At 63.4% G+C, this 19,029-nt stretch carries 20 protein-coding genes; 2 read left to right on the top strand and 18 right to left on the bottom strand.

Annotated elements, in window-relative coordinates:
• Nucleotides 1-43: 43 nt before the first annotated feature.
• From MAF45_RS10275 to surE, 12 genes are all read right to left on the bottom strand, one after another.
• Complete coding sequence (locus MAF45_RS10275) at nucleotides 44-775, bottom strand: hypothetical protein (RefSeq protein WP_237980391.1); 732 nt, start codon at nucleotides 773-775, stop codon at nucleotides 44-46.
• A 33-nt stretch (nucleotides 776-808) separates the two neighbouring features.
• The gene (gene der, locus MAF45_RS10270) at nucleotides 809-2,188 is read right to left on the bottom strand and encodes a ribosome biogenesis GTPase Der (protein WP_237980389.1); all 1,380 of its coding nucleotides are present in this window, start codon (nucleotides 2,186-2,188) and stop codon (nucleotides 809-811) included.
• A gap of 39 nt (nucleotides 2,189-2,227) precedes the next feature.
• On the bottom strand, nucleotides 2,228-3,364 hold the full coding sequence (bamB, locus tag MAF45_RS10265) for an outer membrane protein assembly factor BamB (protein ID WP_237980387.1): 1,137 nt from the start codon (nucleotides 3,362-3,364) through the stop codon (nucleotides 2,228-2,230).
• 85 nt (nucleotides 3,365-3,449) lie between these two features.
• Nucleotides 3,450-4,181 (bottom strand): YfgM family protein, encoded by a 732-nt coding sequence (locus MAF45_RS10260; RefSeq protein ID WP_237980385.1) that lies wholly within the window; start codon nucleotides 4,179-4,181, stop codon nucleotides 3,450-3,452.
• Nucleotide 4,182: 1 nt separating this feature from the next.
• Complete coding sequence (gene hisS / locus MAF45_RS10255; protein ID WP_237980383.1) at nucleotides 4,183-5,496, bottom strand: histidine--tRNA ligase; 1,314 nt, start codon at nucleotides 5,494-5,496, stop codon at nucleotides 4,183-4,185.
• A 4-nt stretch (nucleotides 5,497-5,500) separates the two neighbouring features.
• On the bottom strand, nucleotides 5,501-6,787 hold the full coding sequence (gene ispG, locus MAF45_RS10250) for a flavodoxin-dependent (E)-4-hydroxy-3-methylbut-2-enyl-diphosphate synthase (RefSeq protein WP_237980381.1): 1,287 nt from the start codon (nucleotides 6,785-6,787) through the stop codon (nucleotides 5,501-5,503).
• Nucleotides 6,788-6,801: 14 nt separating this feature from the next.
• Nucleotides 6,802-7,755 carry a helix-turn-helix domain-containing protein gene (locus tag MAF45_RS10245; protein WP_237980379.1) on the bottom strand — a complete coding sequence of 318 codons (954 nt, stop codon included), beginning with the start codon at nucleotides 7,753-7,755 and terminating at the stop codon, nucleotides 6,802-6,804.
• A complete protein-coding gene (gene rlmN / locus MAF45_RS10240; RefSeq protein ID WP_237980377.1) occupies nucleotides 7,748-8,893 on the bottom strand; it encodes a dual-specificity RNA methyltransferase RlmN in 1,146 nt (381 codons plus the stop codon). Before rlmN ends, MAF45_RS10245 begins: the two co-directional genes overlap by 8 nt.
• 99 nt (nucleotides 8,894-8,992) lie before the next feature.
• On the bottom strand, nucleotides 8,993-9,418 hold the full coding sequence (gene ndk, locus MAF45_RS10235) for a nucleoside-diphosphate kinase (RefSeq protein ID WP_237980375.1): 426 nt from the start codon (nucleotides 9,416-9,418) through the stop codon (nucleotides 8,993-8,995).
• A 134-nt stretch (nucleotides 9,419-9,552) separates the two neighbouring features.
• Nucleotides 9,553-10,995, bottom strand: coding sequence for a 23S rRNA (uracil(1939)-C(5))-methyltransferase RlmD (gene rlmD, locus MAF45_RS10230; protein ID WP_237980373.1), 1,443 nt, complete (start codon nucleotides 10,993-10,995; stop codon nucleotides 9,553-9,555).
• Between the two features lie 126 nt (nucleotides 10,996-11,121).
• Nucleotides 11,122-11,991 carry a M23 family metallopeptidase gene (locus MAF45_RS10225; RefSeq protein WP_237980371.1) on the bottom strand — a complete coding sequence of 290 codons (870 nt, stop codon included), beginning with the start codon at nucleotides 11,989-11,991 and terminating at the stop codon, nucleotides 11,122-11,124.
• A 25-nt stretch (nucleotides 11,992-12,016) separates the two neighbouring features.
• Nucleotides 12,017-12,787, bottom strand: coding sequence for a 5'/3'-nucleotidase SurE (gene surE, locus MAF45_RS10220; protein ID WP_237980369.1), 771 nt, complete (start codon nucleotides 12,785-12,787; stop codon nucleotides 12,017-12,019).
• A 244-nt stretch (nucleotides 12,788-13,031) separates the two neighbouring features.
• Here surE and MAF45_RS10215 point away from each other — a divergent pair, with 244 nt between their 5' ends.
• Nucleotides 13,032-13,604: a recombinase family protein gene (locus MAF45_RS10215; protein WP_237980367.1), complete on the top strand. Its 573-nt coding sequence runs from the start codon at nucleotides 13,032-13,034 to the stop codon at nucleotides 13,602-13,604.
• Between the two features lie 141 nt (nucleotides 13,605-13,745).
• On the opposite strand, the gene MAF45_RS10210 is transcribed toward MAF45_RS10215, so the two are convergent.
• Nucleotides 13,746-15,041 (bottom strand): dicarboxylate/amino acid:cation symporter, encoded by a 1,296-nt coding sequence (locus MAF45_RS10210; protein WP_237980365.1) that lies wholly within the window; start codon nucleotides 15,039-15,041, stop codon nucleotides 13,746-13,748.
• Nucleotides 15,042-15,933: 892 nt separating this feature from the next.
• On the opposite strand from MAF45_RS10210, the gene MAF45_RS10205 reads away from it, so the two are divergent.
• The gene (locus tag MAF45_RS10205) at nucleotides 15,934-16,356 is read left to right on the top strand and encodes a helix-turn-helix domain-containing protein (RefSeq protein WP_237980363.1); all 423 of its coding nucleotides are present in this window, start codon (nucleotides 15,934-15,936) and stop codon (nucleotides 16,354-16,356) included.
• A gap of 79 nt (nucleotides 16,357-16,435) precedes the next feature.
• On the opposite strand, the gene MAF45_RS10200 is transcribed toward MAF45_RS10205, so the two are convergent.
• The 5 genes from MAF45_RS10200 to MAF45_RS10180 form a co-directional block, all read right to left on the bottom strand.
• Nucleotides 16,436-16,939 (bottom strand): DUF2514 family protein, encoded by a 504-nt coding sequence (locus MAF45_RS10200; protein WP_237980361.1) that lies wholly within the window; start codon nucleotides 16,937-16,939, stop codon nucleotides 16,436-16,438.
• Nucleotides 16,936-17,397 carry a lysozyme gene (locus MAF45_RS10195; RefSeq protein WP_237980359.1) on the bottom strand — a complete coding sequence of 154 codons (462 nt, stop codon included), beginning with the start codon at nucleotides 17,395-17,397 and terminating at the stop codon, nucleotides 16,936-16,938. The genes MAF45_RS10200 and MAF45_RS10195 overlap by 4 nt, the downstream gene beginning before the upstream one ends.
• Before the next feature lie 20 nt (nucleotides 17,398-17,417).
• Nucleotides 17,418-17,627, bottom strand: coding sequence for a hypothetical protein (locus MAF45_RS10190; RefSeq protein WP_237980357.1), 210 nt, complete (start codon nucleotides 17,625-17,627; stop codon nucleotides 17,418-17,420).
• A 54-nt stretch (nucleotides 17,628-17,681) separates the two neighbouring features.
• Nucleotides 17,682-17,942, bottom strand: a complete 261-nt coding sequence (locus MAF45_RS10185; RefSeq protein WP_237980355.1) for a hypothetical protein — start codon at nucleotides 17,940-17,942, stop codon at nucleotides 17,682-17,684.
• A gap of 2 nt (nucleotides 17,943-17,944) precedes the next feature.
• On the bottom strand, nucleotides 17,945-19,029 hold a 1,085-nt coding region (locus tag MAF45_RS10180), incomplete at its 5' end, for a radical SAM/SPASM domain-containing protein (protein WP_237980353.1).

Here is a 19,029-nt window from a genome sequence, read left to right as displayed (position 1 = left end):
TGTGGCCGCCCGGCGCCCCTCAAGCGGGGCGGAGAACAGCCGCTCAGCGGCGAGCCGCCTTGCCCTCTATGATACTGCCCCCGGAGAGAATGCTGAGGCGCCGGTCCAGATATTTTTCAAGCTCCGCGATCATCGAGGAGATGCGATCGAGGTCGCCGCTGCCGAGCACGAGCCCGCGCAGCCCCGCCAGGCAGTCCTCGATTTCGAGGTTGGTCGCGCGCAGCCCCTCGAAATCCTCGGGGTTGCGGGGATCCTCGGGCTGTCTCGCGCAAAGCCTCTGCAGCTCCTGCAGCCGGTCGAGCACGACCTCGTTCTTCTCGGCCGAGACGAGCTGCGCGACGCGCGCGCGCCAGATAGTGGTGGCGCTGGGCCGGTCCGCGATGGGCACGCCCCAGCAGATCTTTGCGAGCAGCAGCGTGATCACCGGATGCAGGAGCACCGCGGCGAAGGCCGCGCCCGAAAGGAATCCTGCGACCACCGGGTGCCGCAGCACGACGAAGGCGACCCCCAGGCCCGCCAGCGCAACGGTCATCACGGCCACGCCGAGCGGGAGCCTGAAGGCCCCGAGCCCGGTCGCGTCGCCCGGGAAGCGGCGCGGCGCAACCAGCTCCCGGGTCAGCAGCGCCGCGGAGGCCGCGAAAACCACCGCCACCGCATAAAGCAGCGTGTGGTCCGGGTTGCCCTTGGGCGCGCCCAGCCAGTGCACCAGCAGGAAGGAAATCACAAAAACCACGGCCATCGCGGCCCAGGCGATCATCGATCTGCTCTTCTGCATGGTTGTTTTCTCCCCCCGGGGGCGGCCGGGGCCTCAGCCTTTCCTGCGGCCTGCGCTGCCGTCGCCCTGAACATATGGATTGCGGTTCACGCGGAACTCGATCCGCAGGGGCGTGCCCGCCAGACCAAACTGATCCCGGAACCAGCTTTCAAGATAACGCCTGTAGCTGTCGCCCACCGCCTGCAGGGAATTGCCGTGGATCACGATCACCGGGGGATTGGAGCCGCCCTGATGCGCATAGCGCATCTTCGGCCTGACGCGCCCGACGCGCGGGGGCTGCTGCCTCGCCACCGCCTCGATGAGGCTGCGGGTGAGCTTCGGCGTCGAGAGCTTCGCCTGGGAAGCCTCCCAGGCCTCGTGCACGGCCTGCATCAGGTGATTGAGCCCATTGTGCTTGAGCGCCGAGATGTGCACGAAGCGAGCCCAGTGCAGAAACTTCAGTTTGAGCTCAAGCTGAAGGTCCAGCTGCTCGCGCTGGTAGCGGTCGAGCCCGTCCCACTTGTTGATCGCGACCACGAGCGCACGGCCCGATTCGAGCGCGTAGGCGGCGATGTGCGCATCGTGCTCGGCCACGCCCGACTGGGCGTCGATCACGAGCACGACGACGTTCGAGTCGGCGATGGCCTGCAGCGTCTTCACGACCGAAAACTTCTCTATCGCCTCGAAGACCCGGCCCTTTTTGCGCAGGCCCGCCGTGTCGACGAGCGTGTAGGCCCGGCCGTCGTAGTCGAAGTCGACGTCGATCGCATCGCGCGTGGTGCCGGGCATGTCATAGGCGACGACGCGCTCCTCGCCCAGCAGCGCGTTCACAAGGGTGGACTTGCCGACGTTCGGACGCCCTGCGATGGCGACCCGCACGCGCCTGGGACCTTCTTCCTGCGGCTCAGGCTGCCCGGCGCCCTGCGGCTGCTCCCCGGGCTGCGGCGCAAACCTGGCGAGCACATCGTCCATCAGCGAGCCGATGCCCTGGCCGTGGGCGGCGGAGATGAGGTAGGGCTCGCCTATGCCCAGCTCATAGAACTCGGCCGCCGCTGACGCGGGCAGCCCCTCGGCCTTGTTCACCGCGAGGTAGACCCGCCTGCCTGACTCGCGCAGCGTCTGCGCAATCCGGTGATCCTGGGGCGCGAGGCCCGTGCGGGCGTCGGTCACGAAAATGACCGCGTCGGCCTCCTCGATCGCGAGCTCGGCCTGCGAGGCCATGTGCCTGACGATGCCCTCCGGCCTCACCGGCTCAAAGCCGCCGGTGTCCACCACCAGGTAAGGCACGGGCCCCACCTTCCCGGTGCCGTAGTGGCGGTCGCGGGTGAGGCCGGCGAAATCAGCGACGATCGCGTCGCGGGTTCGTGTCAGGCGGTTGTAGAGCGTGCTTTTCCCCACGTTCGGGCGCCCGACGAGAGCTATGACCGGCAGCATAAGCGTGCGGCTCCTAAATAATCAGTGATCGTTGCGGGATCAGCGGGCCCTGACGAGCGCCACTTCGCCCTTGTTGGTCTGGAAGACAGCCCCGTCGCCCATGGCCACCGGATTGGTGACCACTGCCCCGGAGAGCCGGCCGCGGCCCTGCTCCGCTCCGGTGAGGGGGTCGAGCAGATGCACGTAGCCTTCGAAATCCCCGCAGGCGAGGTAGCGGCCGAGCGGCACGGGCGAGCTGTTGGCGCGATAGGTCATCGTCGCGTTCTTCCAGATTTCGGCGCCGCTGTCCTTCGAATAGGCGTGGATGACTCCCTTCGAGTCCACGACATAGACCGCGCGCGCATCGGCCGTGGGACCGGTCACGGCATCGACCTTGACCGACCAGCGCGTCACGCCGTTGCGGCTGCTCATGCAGGTGAGCCGCCCCTGATAGGTGGCGGCGCACAGCAGCCCGCCTGTGACAAGCGGGGCGCCCACGACGTCGTTGAGCCTCTCGACCTCGGTGATGCCCGAGGGCTGGGAGATGGCCGCCTCAAGCGCGGGCTTGCCCGTCATCGACACGCCGATCAGTTTGCCCCCGGCATTGCCCACCAGCAGCCCGTCGGCAAAGAAGATCATCTGGCGGGGAGCCCGCACCGACAGGATCGGCACCTGCCCCTGGTAGCGCCAGACCTGCTCGCCGCTCTTGGCCCGGAAAGCCGTGATGCGCGTGTCCGAGGTGTGCACGATCACAAGGTCGCGGCCGACCAGCGGCGGCATGTCCATTTCCGCCGAAAGCTTCTTGCGCCAAAGCTCCCGCCCCTCGGCCGAAAAGACCACGACCTGGCCGTCGGCCGTCCCCAGGGCGGCGTAGTAGCCGTCCGAGCCCACCCCGGAGGTGACCTCGGACTTCACCCGCGCGCTCCAGACCAAGCTGCCGCTGGACGGATCGATGCGGCTGAGGCTGTCGGAGCCGGCCGCATAGATGGCGTTGGAGGTGACCGCAGGCGTGAGGAAGCTGTTTTCGGACTTCCCGACCCGCACGCTCCATACCGCGGCAGTCTGAGCCGAGCCCTTCAGGCTCACGAGATCGGCCGGATCGTGCGGAGTCCCCGACCTGAAGAGCGAAGAGCAGCCGCCGAGCAGCAGCGCCGAGGCCAGCGCAGCGGCGAACGCGGAGGCGATTTTTTTATTCATCGGCATCATCCCTTTCCAGATAACTGTTGTTCTTTTCGCATCTTCCGGCCCGCCGCCTGAAGGCAGAGCGGCGGGCGCGCGGCCGTCACTTCGCGGCCGCAGCAGCGGGCGACGAGGCCGCAGAGGAAGCCGCCGCAGAGGAGGAGGCGGCTGCCGGGGCGCCGGCCGGCACGGCCTCATCCGCGTCGGGCAGCGACTCGAGCTTCATCTGCAGGAACTGCTCGAAGGGCTCTCCCTTCTGGGTGGCGGCGAGGGCCTCCGTCCAGGCCTTCTTCGCGTCTTCCGTGCGTCCAAGCGTCTGATAGACGTCTCCCAGCCGGTCGTTCACGATCGATTTCTCGGCATCGGACTTCGGCTTGAAGGCCTGCAGGAGCTTGAGCGCCTCGTCGGCCTTCTTTTCATCGAGCAGCAGCCCCGCGAGCCTCACCCGGGCCACGGCCTCGAACTCTTCGCGGCCGGATTTTTCGACCACCCAGCGCAGCTTCTCCTCGGCTGCCTTCTCGTCGCCGGAGTCCATCGCGGAGCGCGCCGCCGCAAAGGCGGCGAGCGGGCCGAACACGGTCGAGCCGTACTGATCCATCAGGCCCTCGGAGAGCGACTTAATGTTCTTGTCGTTGTGCGTGAGAATCGCCTGCTGGAGCTGCGAGTAGGCGGCCGAGGCCTTCGCCGTCTGGCGGTGCTTGTACCACCGCCAGCCGTTGAAGCCGGCGAATCCAAGGCACACAACGATGATGACCACCATCACCGGGGTGCCCCACTTTTCCCACCAGCCCTTCAGGTTGTCGATGGACTCCTGTTCCTCAAGGTTATAAGCCATATCAAAGATCCTTGGTGTCGATGACGAGAATCTCGTCAAAAATCATACGGGCCGCCTCTTCCGCCGGCACGGTCTTCTGACCGGAGAACGCGGTCTTCTCGGGCAGCTCGCGCAGCGGCTTGATGGAAACCTGGCCCGCGGCGGCCTCGCTCTCGCCCACGATGAGCGCAAACAGCGCCCCCGAGGCGTCAGCCTTCTTCATTTGGCTCTTCATGCTCGCCTCGCCGCCGTGCACAATCGTGGCGACGCCCAGATCGCGCAGCTCCTCGGCGACCTCGACGGCCGGGTCGAGCGTGCCCTCGCCGCAGTGCACGACGTAGACCGTGCAGTCGGGCTCGGTCGGATGCACGCCGAACTCCTTCATCAGCTCGAGCACGCGCTCGGCGCCCATCGCGAAGCCGACGCAGGGCGCGGGCTTCCCGCCCAGGATCTCCATGAGCCCGTCATAGCGCCCGCCTCCGCAGATCGTCGCCTGGGAGCCCAGCCGGTCGGTGGTCCACTCGAACACCGTGTGACTGTAGTAGTCAAGCCCGCGCACAAGCCGCGGATTGATCACGTAATCCACGCCGGCGCGCTCGAGCTGCCGCTCGAGCGAGGCGAGGAAGGCCCGGGAGCCCTCTCCCAGATAGTCTATCAGCCGGGGCGCGGCCTCCACGAGCTGCTGCATGTCGGGATCCTTCGTGTCGAGGATGCGCAGCGGGTTGAGATAAAGGCGGTGACGCGCGGTCTCGTTGAGGGCGTCGAGATGAGCCTCGAAGTATTTGATGAGCGCCTCGCGGTGCGCAGCCCGCTCGGCCGGCTCGCCCAGCGTGTTGAGCTCGAGCTTCACCTCGCGGATCCCGAGCTCTTTCCAGAGCCTCGAGGTCATGAGGATGAGCTCGGCGTCAACGTCAGGCCCGGCGAACCCGAGCGCCTCGCAGCCGAACTGGTAGAACTGGCGGTAGCGGCCGCGCTGCGGGCGCTCGTGGCGGAACATCGGGCCGAAGTACCAGACGCGGCGCGGGGCGTCGTAGAGAAGATTGTGCTCGATCGCGGCCCTCACGATGCCGGCCGTGTTCTCGGGCCGCAGCGAGAGCTTCTCGCCGTTGAGCGAGTCCTCGAACGAATACATCTCCTTTTCCACCACGTCGGTCGCCTCGCCGATGCCGTGCGTGAAAAGCGCTGTCGGCTCGAGCACCGGCGTGCGCATCGGGCGGTACCCGTAGGATGTCGCCACGTCGCGGACCGTGTCCTCGAAGAAAGTCCAGATCGCGCTGTCGCCCGGCAGCATGTCGTTCATGCCCGTGACAGCCTTGATTTTTGCTTTGGACGCCATAGTCTCAGTTTTCCTTTTGATTGTTTCCCTGCTTCGGCTGCTGCGCGGCGGCGCCGTAAGTGCTCTGCACGTATTCTTCCAGAATCCGGTTGAACTGGCCGGCCAGGTCCTCGCCCTTGAGCGAGGTCCTGCGCTCGCCGTTGATGAAGACGGGCGCGACCGGCGCCTCGCCCGCGCCGGGCAGCGACAGCCCCACGTCTGCGTGGGCGGACTCGCCCGGGCCGTTGACCACGCAGCCCATCACGGCCACCCTCATGCGCTCAACGCCGGGGCAGCTCGCGCGCCACGCCGGCATGCGCTCGAGGATGTATTCGCCGGCGCTTTTGGCAAGCCGCTGGAAGAGGTCGCTCGAGGTGCGCCCGCAGCCCGGGCACGAGGTCACCTCGGGCATGAACGAGCGAAGCTCAAGCGACTGGAGGATCTGCTGGGCGACCAGCACTTCCTCGGTTCTCGGCTCGCCGGGGCGCGGGGTGAGCGAGACCCGGATGGTGTCGCCGATGCCGCGCTCGAGCAGGATCGCAAGCGCGGCGCTCGAGGAAACGATCCCCTTTACGCCCATGCCCGCTTCCGTAAGCCCCAGGTGCAGGCAATAGCTGCAGCGCGCCGCGAGCTCGCGGTAGATCTCCACCAGGTCGGGCACGCCCGAGACCTTCACCGACAGCACGATGCGGTCAGCCCCCAGCCCCACCTCGCGGGCCCTGCGGGCCGACTCCAGGGCGCTTTCGATCAGCGCCCGGCGCAGCACTGCCTCTGGCCCGAGCGGGGACCCCTTCGACGCGTTCTCGTCCATCATCCGGGCGAGCAGCTCCTGGTCCAGCGAGCCCCAGTTCACGCCGATGCGGACCGGGCGGTCCTCCCGGCAGGCGATTTCAACCATGCGGCAGAAATGCAGGTCGCGCGAGGCGCCGCGGCCCACGTTGCCCGGATTGATGCGGTACTTCGACAGAGCGCGGGCGCACTCCGGATAGTCGGCGAGCAGTTTGTGGCCGTTGTAGTGGAAATCTCCCACGAGGGGAGTGTGGATGCCCTGCCCGTCGAGCCTGTCGCGGATCTCGGACACTGCGCGCGCGGCCTGCGGCGTGTTCACCGTGATGCGCACGAGCTCGGAGCCCGCGCGGGCGAGCTCCGCGGCCTGCTTCGCAGTCGCCTCGACGTCGTCGGTCGGGGTGTTGGTCATCGACTGCACCACCACCGGGGCTCCTCCGCCCATCACGACATCAGCGTCCTGCCACCTCACGTGAACCCGGGGGGTGTGCCTGCGGGGAGGCTTCACAATCACTTCAGCGGTCATCTTAAGCGGATCCGTCAGTTCATCACGAAGCGGGCGACGCTGCCCTTTGAGTAGGCCGAGAGGTCCACCGGCTCGCCGTTGAGCGACACCGCGCAGCTGCCGGTGTTGCCCACCGTCGCGCGGATCGGGAGCCGGCCGGTGAAGCTGCGCTCCTCGCCCGCCTTCATCTCCGCCTGCACAAGCACGCGGCCGTCGGCATCGACCAGCTTCACCCAGCTCGCGCCGATCGTGCGGATCTGCACCACGCCCTGCCCCGGGGTGGCGCCGCTCTGGGCTGCGGCCTTTTCATCTGCGGCGGGGGACTGAGCGGCGGGAGACTGGGCGGTCTCGGAAGCCGCGCCCTGGCTTTCCCTGGCTGCTTCCGCGGCCTGATCGGCCAGCGCGGAGGCGGGGGCCGAGGCAGGAAGCGCGTTCGAGGGAGACCTCGGACGTTGCAAGGCCGCGATGTTGGAGCCCTCGTTTTGCGTGACCTGCACCGCTTCGATGTCGCTGCCGCCGAACTTCTCGACCAGATCGTGCCCCCAGCCTGCCCAGGCGAGCAGCGCGAGCACCACGACCACCGCGAAGGCGATCAGGACCCTCAGTCCGCGCTTGCGCGCGCTCGCATGGAACTCCACGTCCTTGCGCAGCCCGTGCTCGGGCACCGGACTGCTGCGCACGAGGTCCGCCGGCGTCCCCGAGGAAGAGACCGGGGCATAGGCCTTCATGTAGGCCTCGATCACCGGCTTCGGATCGGTCTCGGTCACCCGGCAGATGTCCCGGATAAATGCGCGCACGTAGACCGGCTCGGGCAGCAGGCGCATTGTCTCAGCCTCAAGCGCCTCGAGCTGATTGCGGCTGATCTTCGTGCGGCTCACCAAGTCGTCAAGCGACAGGCCCGCGTTTTCGCGGATCTGCCGCAGCATTTTCCCGAAGCCCGCAGCCGGGGCTTCATCCTTCACTGCCACCTGGGCGTTGTTCTCAGTCATTTTCCTTTCCGGCCGCATTCAGAATCGACGCGGCTTCCTTTCTCTGCCGGATCAGCCGCACCGCCCGGTTGGTCCGGTCCTTCACCTGACCCGCGAGCTGCCCGCAGGCGGCGTCGATGTCGTCGCCGCGGGTTTTGCGGATCGTCGTCACGATGCCCGCGTCGTTCATCCTGCGCTCGAAGGCGAGCACCCGCTCCCGGTCGGTCTTGGCAAGCCCCGAGCCCGGGAAGGGATTGAACGGTATCAGGTTCACCTTGCAGGGCACGCGCCGCACCAGGTTCACGAGCTGGTCGGCCTGCTCGAGCGAGTCGTTCACGCCGCTGAGCATCAGGTACTCGAACGTCACGTAGTCGCGGGGAGCGTACTTCAGGTAGCGCCTGCAGGCGGCCATCAGGTCCTCGAGCGGATGCTTGCGGTTGATCGGCATCAGCTTGTCGCGCAGTTCGTTGGTCGGCGCGTGCAGCGACACAGCAAGGGCCACCGGGGCGAGCTGCGCGAGCTTGTCCATCTGGTTGACGAGCCCGCAGGTCGAAATCGTCACGCGGCGCCTCGAGATGCCGTAGGCGTGGTCGTCCATAAACAGGCGCACCGCGGGCACCACGGCCTCGAGGTTCTGCAGCGGCTCGCCCATCCCCATCAGCACCACATTGCTGATCATGCGGTCGTTGGGATTGTCCGTGCCCGCCTCGCGGCGCAGCTCGCGCTCGGCCCAGAAGAGCTGGCCCACGATTTCGGAGGTCTTCAGGTTGCGGGCGAAGCCCTGCTTGCCCGTCGAGCAGAACAGGCAGCCCATCGCGCAGCCCGCCTGCGTCGAGATGCAGAGCGTACCGCGGTCATCCTCTGGGATGTAGACCGCCTCGACGGCGTTGCCGCTGCCGACGTCAAAAGCCCACTTGCGGGTGCCGTCCGAGGAGATCTGCTCGCGAATCGGCTCCGGAGGGCGCACCTCCGCGAGCTCCTCGAGCTTTGCGCGGAAGCTCTTCGCGAGATTCGTCATCCGGCTGAAGTCGCTCTCCAGATTGCGGTGGATCCATCTTGTGAGCTGCACGGCCCGGAAGGGTTTCTCGCCCAGCCCGTCGCACCATCTGGTGAGTCCCTCGCGGTCGAAGTCGAGAAGATTGATTCGCTCGGCAGCCATTGGCAGTCGGCCTCCTGAAAAAGAGAAACGCGCCGGCGGGAAGGCCCTTCTCCTCCAAAAGGATTCCGGGCCCCGCCGCCGGCGGGAACGCTTCAGAAATTAACGGGAGTGAATCGCGAGCGTCGGGAAGAAATACGCGATCTCGCGGGCGGCCGTTTCGGGGGCGTCGGAACCGTGCACTGCGTTCGCGTCGATGGACTCGGCGAAGTCGTGGCGGATCGTGCCGGGGGCAGCCTTCTTCGGATCGGTGGCACCCATGAGCTCACGGTTCTTCAGAATGGCGTTCTCGCCCTCGAGCACCTGGATCATGACGGGGCCGGAGGTCATGAAGGCCACGAGGTCCTTGAAGAAGGGACGATCCTTGTGCACTTCGTAGAAGCCTTCGGCTTCGGCCTTGGAGAGCTGGCGCATCTGGGCGGCGACAATCTTGAGGCCGGCGTCTTCGAAACGGGTGTAGATCTTGCCGATCACGTTCTTGCGGACGGCATCGGGCTTGACGATGGAAAGGGTACGCTGAATAGCCATTTTGTTTCCAGTAAAAAGAAAAAACAGGCAGGGCGCGGGCGCCGGCCTTGGGGGCCGGAAGCGGCCTCGCCGCAGCCTCTGACGCCGCCCCGGGCGTGCAGCCCCGGACGGCCCTAAATCTAAAGGGATTTATTTTAACATGCCGCGGGACTGGCACCTTCCTTTTCAGCCTTCTTTTCGCCCTCGCCCTGCACCGGCTTCGGCCCCGGCAGGAGCAGCGCGATCGACTCGACGTGCCCGGTGTGCGGGAACATGTTCATGATGCCCGCGGCGGCAAGCCGCCAGCCCCCCTGGTGCATCAGGATCGCGCAGTCCCGGGCGAGCGTGGCCGGGTTGCAGGAAACGTACACGACGCGGCCTGGCCGGCGCTCGGCGGCCGCAAGGACCTGGGCTACGGCCTGTGCGCCCTCGCGCGGCGGATCGAGCAACACCCGGTCGATCCCTGAAGAGCGCTCCCAGAGCTCGTCCCAGTCCTTCTGCGACCAGGTGAAGAGGTTTCTCGCGACAAAATCCGTCTTGTCCGACAGACCGTTGGCGGTCGCCCCGGCCCGGGCGCGGGCGACCAGCGCGTCGCTGCCCTCCAGCCCCGTCACGCGGGCGCACCTGCGGGCAAGCGGCAGCGTAAAGTTCCCGAGCCCGCAGAAGAAGTCCACCGCGTGCATCCCGGGCTCCAGCCCAAGCATCCTCACCGCCCGGCTCACCATCACCCGGTTGAGGTCGTGGTTCACCTGCGTGAAGTCAGTCGGACGGAAGGGGATTTCCACCCCGAACTCCGGCAGCGTGAGCCGCAGCGCGTCGCGCAGCGCCGGGTCCACCGGAGCGGCGGAATCCGGTCCCGCGGGCTGCAGCCAGATGTCGGCCCCGTGCTCCCGCCCAAAGGCGAGCAGTTTGTCGAGATCGTCCTTTTCAACCGGAACGAGATGCCGGAAAACAAGTGCCGTACGGCCCCTGCCGTCCACGGCGACCTCGATCTGAGGCAGCCGCTGCCTGATCTTCAGGGACTCCACCAGGCCGCGCAGCGGGTCGATCATTTCCGAGACATGCCGCGGCAGGATCGGGCAGCAGTGCATCTGCGCCACGAAGCTCGACGAGCGCTCGTGAAAGCCCACAAGCACCCCGCCTTTTTTCGCCACGTCCCGCACCGAAAGCCGCGCCCGGTGGCGGTAGCCCCAGTAGGGCCCGTATATCGGCGGCAGGATCAGCTCCGGGCGCAGCTTCCCGATGTGCCAGAGCGCGTCGATCAGCACCCGCTGCTTCATCGCCACCTGCGCGGCCGGATCGAGGTGCTGCATGGCGCAGCCCCCGCAGCAGCCCGGCTCAAGGCCGAAATGCGGGCACCTCGGCTTCAGGCGCAGCGGCCCCTCCCGCAGCAGCCTCACAATCCACCCGTCTTCGAAAGAGGCTTTGTTGCGAACCCGCTCGTATATCACCCGCTCGCGGGGCAGCGCGCCCTCGACGAACACGGCCTTGCCCTCGCGGTGCCCGACGCCGCGGCCGTTCTGGTCGAGGCTCTCGATTTCTATTTCAAACCTGTCAGGGGTCTTCTGCTTTTTTTTGCTGTGATAGGAACGGCCCATTGCGGGTCACCTCCGGAGCCGGCCGCCGATGAGGCCCGGCTTCTTTCTTTTTAAAGATGAAAGCCCGGGAACCTGTCGGCCCCGGGCGCACTCCTGCGCAGCGGTGCGGATGCGGCCGCCCCGTTCTCAGCGCAGATATTCGCGGGGATCGACCGGCTTGCCGGCGATGCGCACCTCGAAATGCAGCACCGGGCTGGAGGCGTTCAGCCCCCCCACCGTGGCGATCTTCTGCCCGGCCTTCACGCGTTCGCCCTTCTTCACGGCAACGCTCTGGAGCTGGCCGTAGGTGGTCACGAAATTCCCGTCCCCGTGGCGCAGGATCACGATGGTCCCGTAGCCCTTGAAGGCGTTGGAAATCAGCAGCACCTCGCCGTTTGCCGCCGCCTTCACGGGGGTTCCGCGGGCGGCCTTGATGTCTATGCCGCGGGTGGCGGCGCTGAATCCTTTCGTCACTTCACCCTTCACCGGCCACTGCAGGGCCTCTCCGGTCCCCGGGACGGTCTTGACAGCCGTCTGGGCTTCAGCGGAGGCGGCCGGCGCGCTCTGAGCGGCCTTGGGCGCGGGCGCAGCGGCTGCGGCGCCCGGAGCTGCCGCGCTGTGGACCGCGGAGGCGCCGCCCGGGATCTTGAGAGTGCGGCCCGTCTCGAGCTTGGTCGGGTCGGTGATGCCGTTCTCGCTCATCAGGGCGTGGACGCTCACGCCGTGGTTCTTCGCGATGCGATAGAGCGTGTCGCCGCGCTGGACGACGTAGGTTCCGGTAGCCGGTTTCGCAGCGGGCCGAACCGGCGCTGCGGCCGGGGAGCCGCCCAGGGGCACGGCCTGCGCCACCGGTTCGGCCGGGGCGGCCGGCGCCGCGGGAACCGGGGCGGTCCGGGCCGGGGGCGTGGAAGAGGTGCTGCTCTTTTCATCCACCGGCGCGAGGCTCACCGACGAGCAGGCTGACAGAAGCGCCGCGCAGACCGAAGACGCGATTAAAAGCTTTGATGCATGAGACATGCTGCTGACTCCTCATTGAATCCCTTCAGGCGCCTTCCCTGCCGGGAAGGGCCTCGTCAAACCAGGTCGCTGCTGGCGAGAGCTGGCTGTACTGCGTTAAGTCTATTTGCAAAGGCGACACGGATACAAATCCATGCGCGGTTGCATAAAAATCCGTTCCCGGCCCCTGATCCTTCGGATCTCCCGCGCGACCGAGCCAGTATACCTTCTCGCCCCGGGGGTCGATTTCCTCGAAGACGCCGCCCGCGCTGTGGCGGCGGCCCAGCCTCGTCACCTGCACTCCGGAGAGCACGCTGTAGGGCATATTGGGGATGTTCACGTTCAGCAGCACCGGTTCTCCGGAGCTTTTCCTTTCAAGGAACTGCCTGACGATGTCGGAGGCCACCCGGGCGGCCGACTCGAGCTCCATCCATCCGCGGTCAATTTGAGAGAAGGCGATGGCGTCGACCCCGAACTGAAAGCCTTCGACGGCTGCCGCCACGGTGCCGGAGTACATGGTGTCATCGCCCATGTTGGCCCCTGAGTTGATGCCCGAGACCACGAGGTCGGGCTTCGAACGCAGCAGTCCGGTGAAGGCAAGGTGAACGCAGTCCGAGGGCGTGCCGCTCACGGCGAAGACGTTGTGCGCAACCTCGGTCGCCCGCAGGGGCATCTGCAGCGTGAGCGAGTTGCTCGCGCCGGACTGGTTGTGCTCCGGAGCGCAGACCGTCACTTCGCCGAAGGCGCCCATCGCCGCAGCGAGCGCCTGGATGCCTCGCGCGGAGTATCCGTCGTCATTGGAAATAAGTATATGCATGGGCGTTTTCCGTCTATCTCCGGCGGCGCAGCTCAGGCGGCGCCGCCCAGGACGGGGCCCGCGGCCCCGAACCGATGCCGCTAATGATAGCGGCTTCAGGGATCGACAGCCTTCGGCCGGGGCGGGAAGAGGCCGGGAATCAGGGCGGCGGCCTCACGAAACAGGCGGGAAAGTATATACTTCGCCACTGTGATGTTCTTACAAACCCTCCTGTGCTGACACAGGGTCGTTCACTCTTCAAGACATGAAGCTATCGGTTTGGGCCCGCCAAAGAGGCATCTGCTATCAGACGGCATGGAGGCTGTGGAAAAACGGGAAGCTGCCCGTGCCCGCCTGCCAGCTGCCCTCGGGAACCATTGTGGTCGATGACGTTCCGGCCGCCGGCGGGGTCGGCCTTTACGCACGCGTTTCCACCGTTGCCGAAAAAGACCGGCTCGAGCGCCAGATGAGGCGCCTTGAGGTCTATGCGGCGAGCATGGGCTGGAGTGTGATCGACAAGGCGAGCGAGATCGCGAGCGTGACCAACGACCGCCGCCGGGGGCTGCTGAAGCTGCTGAAAAACAAGCAGGTGAGAACCATTATCGTGGAGACCCCCGACCGGGTGCTCCCCTCCGGGTTCTGCTATCTGGACGCCGCGCTTCAGGCCGAGGGCAGAAGAGTGATCGCGCTTGAGGAAGCCTTCTCCTCGGATGATGAAAAAAAGCTGCTGCAGGAGCTGATCGAGCTCTACAGCGCCCGGGTTCTCGGCCGCAGCGGGGCGGCCCAACGCGCCCGGGACATCCTTTCGATGCTCGAAAAGGAGCCGCAGGAGCGCTAAAGAAAAAGACGCCGCCCGCAAGCGCGGAGGGCTTTCGCCCTCCTTCTCCGGCCTTAAATTCATCAAACCCCGGCTTCGCCGATGCGGAGCCGGGGTTTTCGCTTCCTTGCGGCAGCCCGGGAACACGCGCTCCCCTGGATCTCAGGCCGCGCCGCCCTCCGCGGGAAGGCGCCCCTTCAGATCGTGGTCCGTCATGGCCGCGACGCAGGAGTCGCTCGTGACGTTCACGGTGGTTTCAATCATGTCGATGATCGCATAGATCGGCAGGATCACGCCCATCAGGTCAATCGGGACGTTGAGCGAGGCCATGAGCGAGAGGGTGAGGAAGTAGCAGCCCATCGGCACCCCGGCGTTTCCAACAGCCGCAATCACGGCGATTACCGTCCAGACCAGCATCGTGCCGCCCGTAATCGGAATCCCGGCGTTCTGCATGAGAAAGAGCGAAGTGACGAGAATAAAGGCCGCGCAGCCGTTCATGTTGATCGTGGTGCAGATCGGCAGCACGAAGCGGGTCACGCGCTTGTCGAGGTGCAGGTTGTTTTCCGCTGAGGCAAGCGTCACGGGCAGCGTGCCCGCCGAGCTCTTGGAAAAGAGGGCCACAGCCATGGCGGGAGCCATGCCGCGGTAGATGCGGACCGGGCTGAGCCCCCGCAGCAGCAGGAACACCGGCAACACCACAAAGTACTGCAGGAGGTTGCCGCCCAGCACCACGGCCACGTACTTGCCGAGAGCCCCCACGATCACGCCCGCCTCGATCTGGGCCGAAAGCTGGGCCGCAAACGCCAGGATGCCCAGGGGCAGCACGGCAAGCAGCGCCCGGATCAGAGTGAACAAAAGCTCCTGAAGCCCGAAAATCACCTTGAGCAGGGCCGCGCGGGGCTCGGTCTTCGGCATGAAAGCGAGAGCCAGGCCGACGGCCACGGCAATGAACAGGACAGACAGGACGTTGCCCGCGAGGAAGGGATGCAGAATGTTGTCCGGGATCACGGACAGGAAATGATCGTAGTAGGAGAGCTTCTCAAGGTTCTGCGGCACCTGAGAGGCCCCGGCCGATGCGATCGAGACCGGAATGTTGCCCGGGGCGATGGCAATGTAGAGCCCCAGAGCAACGAAAGCGGCCGCAAAAGTCGTGGCGAGCGTGTAGAAGACCGCATGCCCGAAAATCGTCCGCGTTTCCTTCTTCGCCCCGAGCTGCGAGAGCGTGGTGATGACGGCAAGCGCGATCACCGGCACGGCGATGAACTTGAACAGCCGCGTGAAGACCGTGGCGATAAAGCCGAAGAGTTCATTAAGCCAGTCGATTTGAAGCCAGCCGAGAAAACCGCCGGCAATGAGCGCCGCGAACCACAAAATGATGGTCCGGGTCTGGGATCTGCCCAGGGAGGCCGGCCGGCCCTGGCCGGCGGTCGGAGTCTTGTCTTTATTTTCTTCCTGCATGTTAGATGTCCTGCGTGAAAAGCAAACCGGGTGCGGGGCCGCCGAACCTGCCGAATGATTTCCGCATCAGCTGCGCACCGCTTCGGGGAAGCTTACTCTTTTTTTTAAATACTTGAGTGATTGAGTCGGATATTTTTGGCCGGTGCATCTTTTTTTCGTCTTTCCCCCACTCCGGTCCTATGGAGAAAGCCGCCCCTGAGGCGCAGGCCTGCGCTCTCGCTCGCCTGGAAACCGGCCGAATAAGAAAACGGATTGAACCGGGCTTCACTTAAGGCCGTGAGGAAATGCGAAGAAGGCGGTCCCGGGCCGTGCGTCCTGCAGGCGCCGCCTGTTCCCGGAATCCGTTCACCTGAATTTGAGACTGACTGATGAGGCGCGGAGCGCCGGGCAGGTGGCACGGAGGCCCCGCACCGCACGCCGAACGCCCCCGCGACAGGCGGCTGCTGATATTCACGCGCGTTCAGCAGGCCCCCTTCCGGCCGACATCAGCCCAGCCTGCAGAAAGAAAAAGGAGGCAACTTACGTCGCCTCCTTTCCTGGATTTGGTCGGTGGTGGGATTCGAACAGCCCGTATTTATAGGCCTTTATTTGGCAGAAGCCTCTTTGTTTGTGGCTTCATTTGTGGCAATAAACTGAAATGACCCACATCCTTCTTGACATAATGATACAGTTAGTGTATCATAATAGTCAGAAAGGAGGTGAGATATGTGGAAATAAAAACCGAAAAAACCTTCGATTTAGTGCTCAACCTATGGTTCGTCAAAGCCCGATTGAAACTAAAGAAGGTCACGCGAGAAACGAAGCCCCGCACAGCTAAAAAGCTTCGGTGATTAAAAGCCCCCCCCGTTCGGTCGGGGAGGCATCCACACCCTCACCTCAAGGAGGATTTTAAATGCGCTACGGCATAAAGGTAACGCCGAAGGACGGGAAGTTTGAAGTAACCTGCCGGGACATCCCGGAGTGCGTTTATGACGCCGATACGGAGAAAGAAGTTCTGGATCTTGCCAGCCAGATGCTTCCTGGAACATTGGTCATCTTCTATCGGAAAAAGCAGCTTCCGTTTCCTCTTCCGAGCCGCTTAAGGAAAGGAGAGGTTGGGATCGCTGTTCCGGCGAGAGTTCAGGCGAAAATGCTGTTTTGGAACTTCATGAAAAGCAAAGGACTGAAGATCTCTGATGTAGCAAAAAAACTCGGCGTCTCACACTCAGAAGCAAGCAGGCTTGTCGACCTTACGAGGGACAGCGCCAGTATTGATACGGTTGAGGAAGCTTTGAAAAAATTGGGCGGGTCGCTCGATTTGAGCGTTAAAGAATAGAGGTATACGTGGGGACAAACTGTCCCCATGTAGTCAATTCAACTCGATTCAATTCATCAAATTGGCAAGCGCGGCGAATTCAATTGATCGGTTGAATTGAATTGACCACGGCGTCCTTATCGGCGGCTACTCTGACAGATAAGCTCGCACCTTCGCCTGCCAGCTCGACACTTTCGCCGAGAAGGTCTGAACTTTCTGAGAGTAAGCTCTCGCACTTTCCGAGTCGCTCTGAGTGACCGTCTGCGGCAGCGGCGTGGGCTTCGGAGGCTCTGGACAGACGCTTGCTGAGACTGTCGGACTGGAGGCGCACCCGCTCAGCATCAGCCCGCACACGACTAGCATCAGCCAGGGCTTTGTCTCTCGCAGCCAGAGCCGCGTCGACTCTCTTTGCACTCTCATTTTCTTTCTCCCGATATTGTGACTCTAGCGCCTGAGCGGACTCGGCCTGAGCCGCCTTGTCTTTGGCGATCTGTGCCTCGTAGGCCGCGGCTGTCTTCTGGTGCCCGTACTGGTAGCCGGCGGCGAAGAGCGCAACTATGTAGGCAATGAAGGAAAGAATCTTCAGTAGCGTTAGTTTTGTCATGGCTGCCCCCTCAAGCACGTCCGGTATTCCTTCTCTCTTCTCTCGACTAACCCGGGTACTTTTTTGCCCTTGAAGTAGCACCAGCGCTTGATTTCGCCGCACGCCACGACATAGTCGCCTTTGTTCAACCTCTTCACAAGCGTCGACTTGCAAAACGCCCCGGCCCCGATGTTGTAAGAAAGCGACAGATACGCATCTAGTTCCCCTTGGCTTATCGGGACTTTGATGCAGTTACTTATTCCGGCCTTCGCCATCTCGGTATCCCGGTACAGTCTCTGGAGCGCCTGTGTCGGCTCGATAGTATCGCCTTTCTTCACTCCCGTTGTCGTACCCCATCCGATAGTCGGGGCATCGCCCTTTACCGGAACATAAGCCACCGAGGAATAGCCTTCGTACCCGGCGATCCCTACCAACGTGGCGGCTGATACGGTCATGGCTGCTATTTGATAGCGATTCATGAGAAAAGCTCCCTGAGTCCTCACAGTGATCGGACGAACCCGATTACGCCGAGAACACCTCCGATAAGAGCGCAAGCGACTAAGACTCTCTCTTTCCAATAATGGAAACGCTCTTTTTTGTAGTTATCAATGGCGGCTTGCTGAACTTTTTCCAACCTTTGCTCATCCATAAAAGCCTCTAGTCTGTCTAATCTTTCTTTGGTATCATCTTCCATATAGATGCCACCCATCTATGTCGTGTATTTAGTGCCCGGCCGGAGTTCCAGCTCCCGCCGGGTTTGCTTTTATTCTTCTTCCTTCCCCTTGGATCTAAACCGATCCTTCAGCGCCTGGATGCCAGCTATCGCTTTCGGGATCGCTCCGAGAATGAGGAGCGCTGTATAGATCAGAGTCAGCAGCTGAATCCAGCTGCTTAGCGGCAGTCCTGCAAAATCCATCCCAGCTACTCCTATCGGGAACGCACCTTTGAGCAAAGTAGGGGTATTAAAAAAGCCGCCAACTCGGGCGGCCGTCTTGTCTAAAAATCTTGACTGAGTCGTGCACATGGTCAGCCCTCCACCGGGGCATACGACTCCAGCGTCATGCCGAACAGTAGCCAGAAAACAGCCTGGAAGACGGCAAACTTGTATGCAAACTCGTTTTTGCATGTGAGCGTCCTTGCCAGACCCTCAATCTGCGGGCAGGCGCCGCGGCACATGGACAGCACAAGGCATCTGCGACACTCTGGCCTCTCGCTCCACGGTTTAAAACAGCGAGAGATATCCACGCCCTCCAAGTCCTCTATCCTCCCGACAAATTTGTCCGGAGTGCAATGATCGTGGCAAGAAAGTACGTCTCCGTTCAGATTGACTGCAGCATTATCCGGAGAATGCATGCAGCACTTAACTGCTCGCGGGTTCAGTCTCTTTCGGTTCACCAGCATCTGGATGAGGCTGCGGCACTGCTGCTCCAGAGCCGGAAATTTAGCCCACGGTCCGGATGTCATTGCTGTAAAAATGTTTTTTTGGAGCGTGAGCAACTGCTTGTCTGAGAACATCAATTCTTTATCTGTCACTCCTACATGGGTCATGATGCCTTCGAAATTGATAGGCACCATACCCAGGCGGGAATGAATGTATTCAATGATCTGCTCTATATCTGTGTTTGCCGGGGATAAAACGCAATTAATATTGCAGCGAAGTTTCGAGAAGGCAAGGCGCCAAAGATCGACCATCTTGGGGTCATCCAGGGGATCCTTTCCCCTCAGCTTATAGCCCTGACCGTCATGGCTGAACGTCAGATCGATTTTGTACTTTTCACAAAACGAAATCTTCTCCACGGAAAGCAGCGTCCCATTTGTGATCATGGCAAGCCGGACGTTGGGATACATTTCGCGCAACTGAGGAACAAGATTTTTAATAGTCCGCCAATAAACAAAAGGCTCTCCACCCCAGATTTCGATGACGCCGGTCACATTGACATTTCCGGCCTTGAGTTTTGCGATGAACGCGGGTACGTCCTTGGGCCCCCAGCACGCCTTCTCTAAAGCTCGATCCGACTGCGCGCAATAACGGCAATGCATGTTGCAGCGAAGACCTAACTGAATTCTCAGATCGTATAGATCCTTGCTCTTGTTGTCGGAGAAAATCTGTG

It is taken from the genome of Mesosutterella porci, from assembly GCF_022134585.1.
Lineage (GTDB): Bacteria > Pseudomonadota > Gammaproteobacteria > Burkholderiales > Burkholderiaceae_F > Mesosutterella > Mesosutterella porci.
Note: the sequence above shows the minus strand (reverse complement) of the source record. Positions and strands in the feature narration are given on the sequence as shown.

What these genes read in the sequence shown, in the direction of transcription:
- MAF45_RS10210 (WP_237980365.1), bottom strand. Translation starts at nt 15,041, where the DNA reads ATGCAGGAAGAAAATAAAGACAAGACTCCGACCGCCGGCCAGGGCCGG.
- surE (WP_237980369.1), bottom strand. Translation starts at nt 12,787, where the DNA reads ATGCATATACTTATTTCCAATGACGACGGATACTCCGCGCGAGGCATC.
- rlmD (WP_237980373.1), bottom strand. Translation starts at nt 10,995, where the DNA reads ATGGGCCGTTCCTATCACAGCAAAAAAAAGCAGAAGACCCCTGACAGG.
- MAF45_RS10260 (WP_237980385.1), bottom strand. Translation starts at nt 4,181, where the DNA reads ATGGCTTATAACCTTGAGGAACAGGAGTCCATCGACAACCTGAAGGGC.
- MAF45_RS10245 (WP_237980379.1), bottom strand. Translation starts at nt 7,755, where the DNA reads ATGACTGAGAACAACGCCCAGGTGGCAGTGAAGGATGAAGCCCCGGCT.
- MAF45_RS10195 (WP_237980359.1), bottom strand. Translation starts at nt 17,397, where the DNA reads ATGAATCGCTATCAAATAGCAGCCATGACCGTATCAGCCGCCACGTTG.
- MAF45_RS10200 (WP_237980361.1), bottom strand. Translation starts at nt 16,939, where the DNA reads ATGACAAAACTAACGCTACTGAAGATTCTTTCCTTCATTGCCTACATA.
- MAF45_RS10205 (WP_237980363.1), top strand. Translation starts at nt 15,934, where the DNA reads ATGCGCTACGGCATAAAGGTAACGCCGAAGGACGGGAAGTTTGAAGTA.
- MAF45_RS10185 (WP_237980355.1), bottom strand. Translation starts at nt 17,942, where the DNA reads ATGTGCACGACTCAGTCAAGATTTTTAGACAAGACGGCCGCCCGAGTT.
- ispG (WP_237980381.1), bottom strand. Translation starts at nt 6,787, where the DNA reads ATGACCGCTGAAGTGATTGTGAAGCCTCCCCGCAGGCACACCCCCCGG.
- rlmN (WP_237980377.1), bottom strand. Translation starts at nt 8,893, where the DNA reads ATGGCTGCCGAGCGAATCAATCTTCTCGACTTCGACCGCGAGGGACTC.
- MAF45_RS10225 (WP_237980371.1), bottom strand. Translation starts at nt 11,991, where the DNA reads ATGTCTCATGCATCAAAGCTTTTAATCGCGTCTTCGGTCTGCGCGGCG.
- ndk (WP_237980375.1), bottom strand. Translation starts at nt 9,418, where the DNA reads ATGGCTATTCAGCGTACCCTTTCCATCGTCAAGCCCGATGCCGTCCGC.
- bamB (WP_237980387.1), bottom strand. Translation starts at nt 3,364, where the DNA reads ATGAATAAAAAAATCGCCTCCGCGTTCGCCGCTGCGCTGGCCTCGGCG.
- der (WP_237980389.1), bottom strand. Translation starts at nt 2,188, where the DNA reads ATGCTGCCGGTCATAGCTCTCGTCGGGCGCCCGAACGTGGGGAAAAGC.
- MAF45_RS10190 (WP_237980357.1), bottom strand. Translation starts at nt 17,627, where the DNA reads ATGGGTGGCATCTATATGGAAGATGATACCAAAGAAAGATTAGACAGA.
- hisS (WP_237980383.1), bottom strand. Translation starts at nt 5,496, where the DNA reads ATGGCGTCCAAAGCAAAAATCAAGGCTGTCACGGGCATGAACGACATG.
- MAF45_RS10275 (WP_237980391.1), bottom strand. Translation starts at nt 775, where the DNA reads ATGCAGAAGAGCAGATCGATGATCGCCTGGGCCGCGATGGCCGTGGTT.
- MAF45_RS10215 (WP_237980367.1), top strand. Translation starts at nt 13,032, where the DNA reads ATGAAGCTATCGGTTTGGGCCCGCCAAAGAGGCATCTGCTATCAGACG.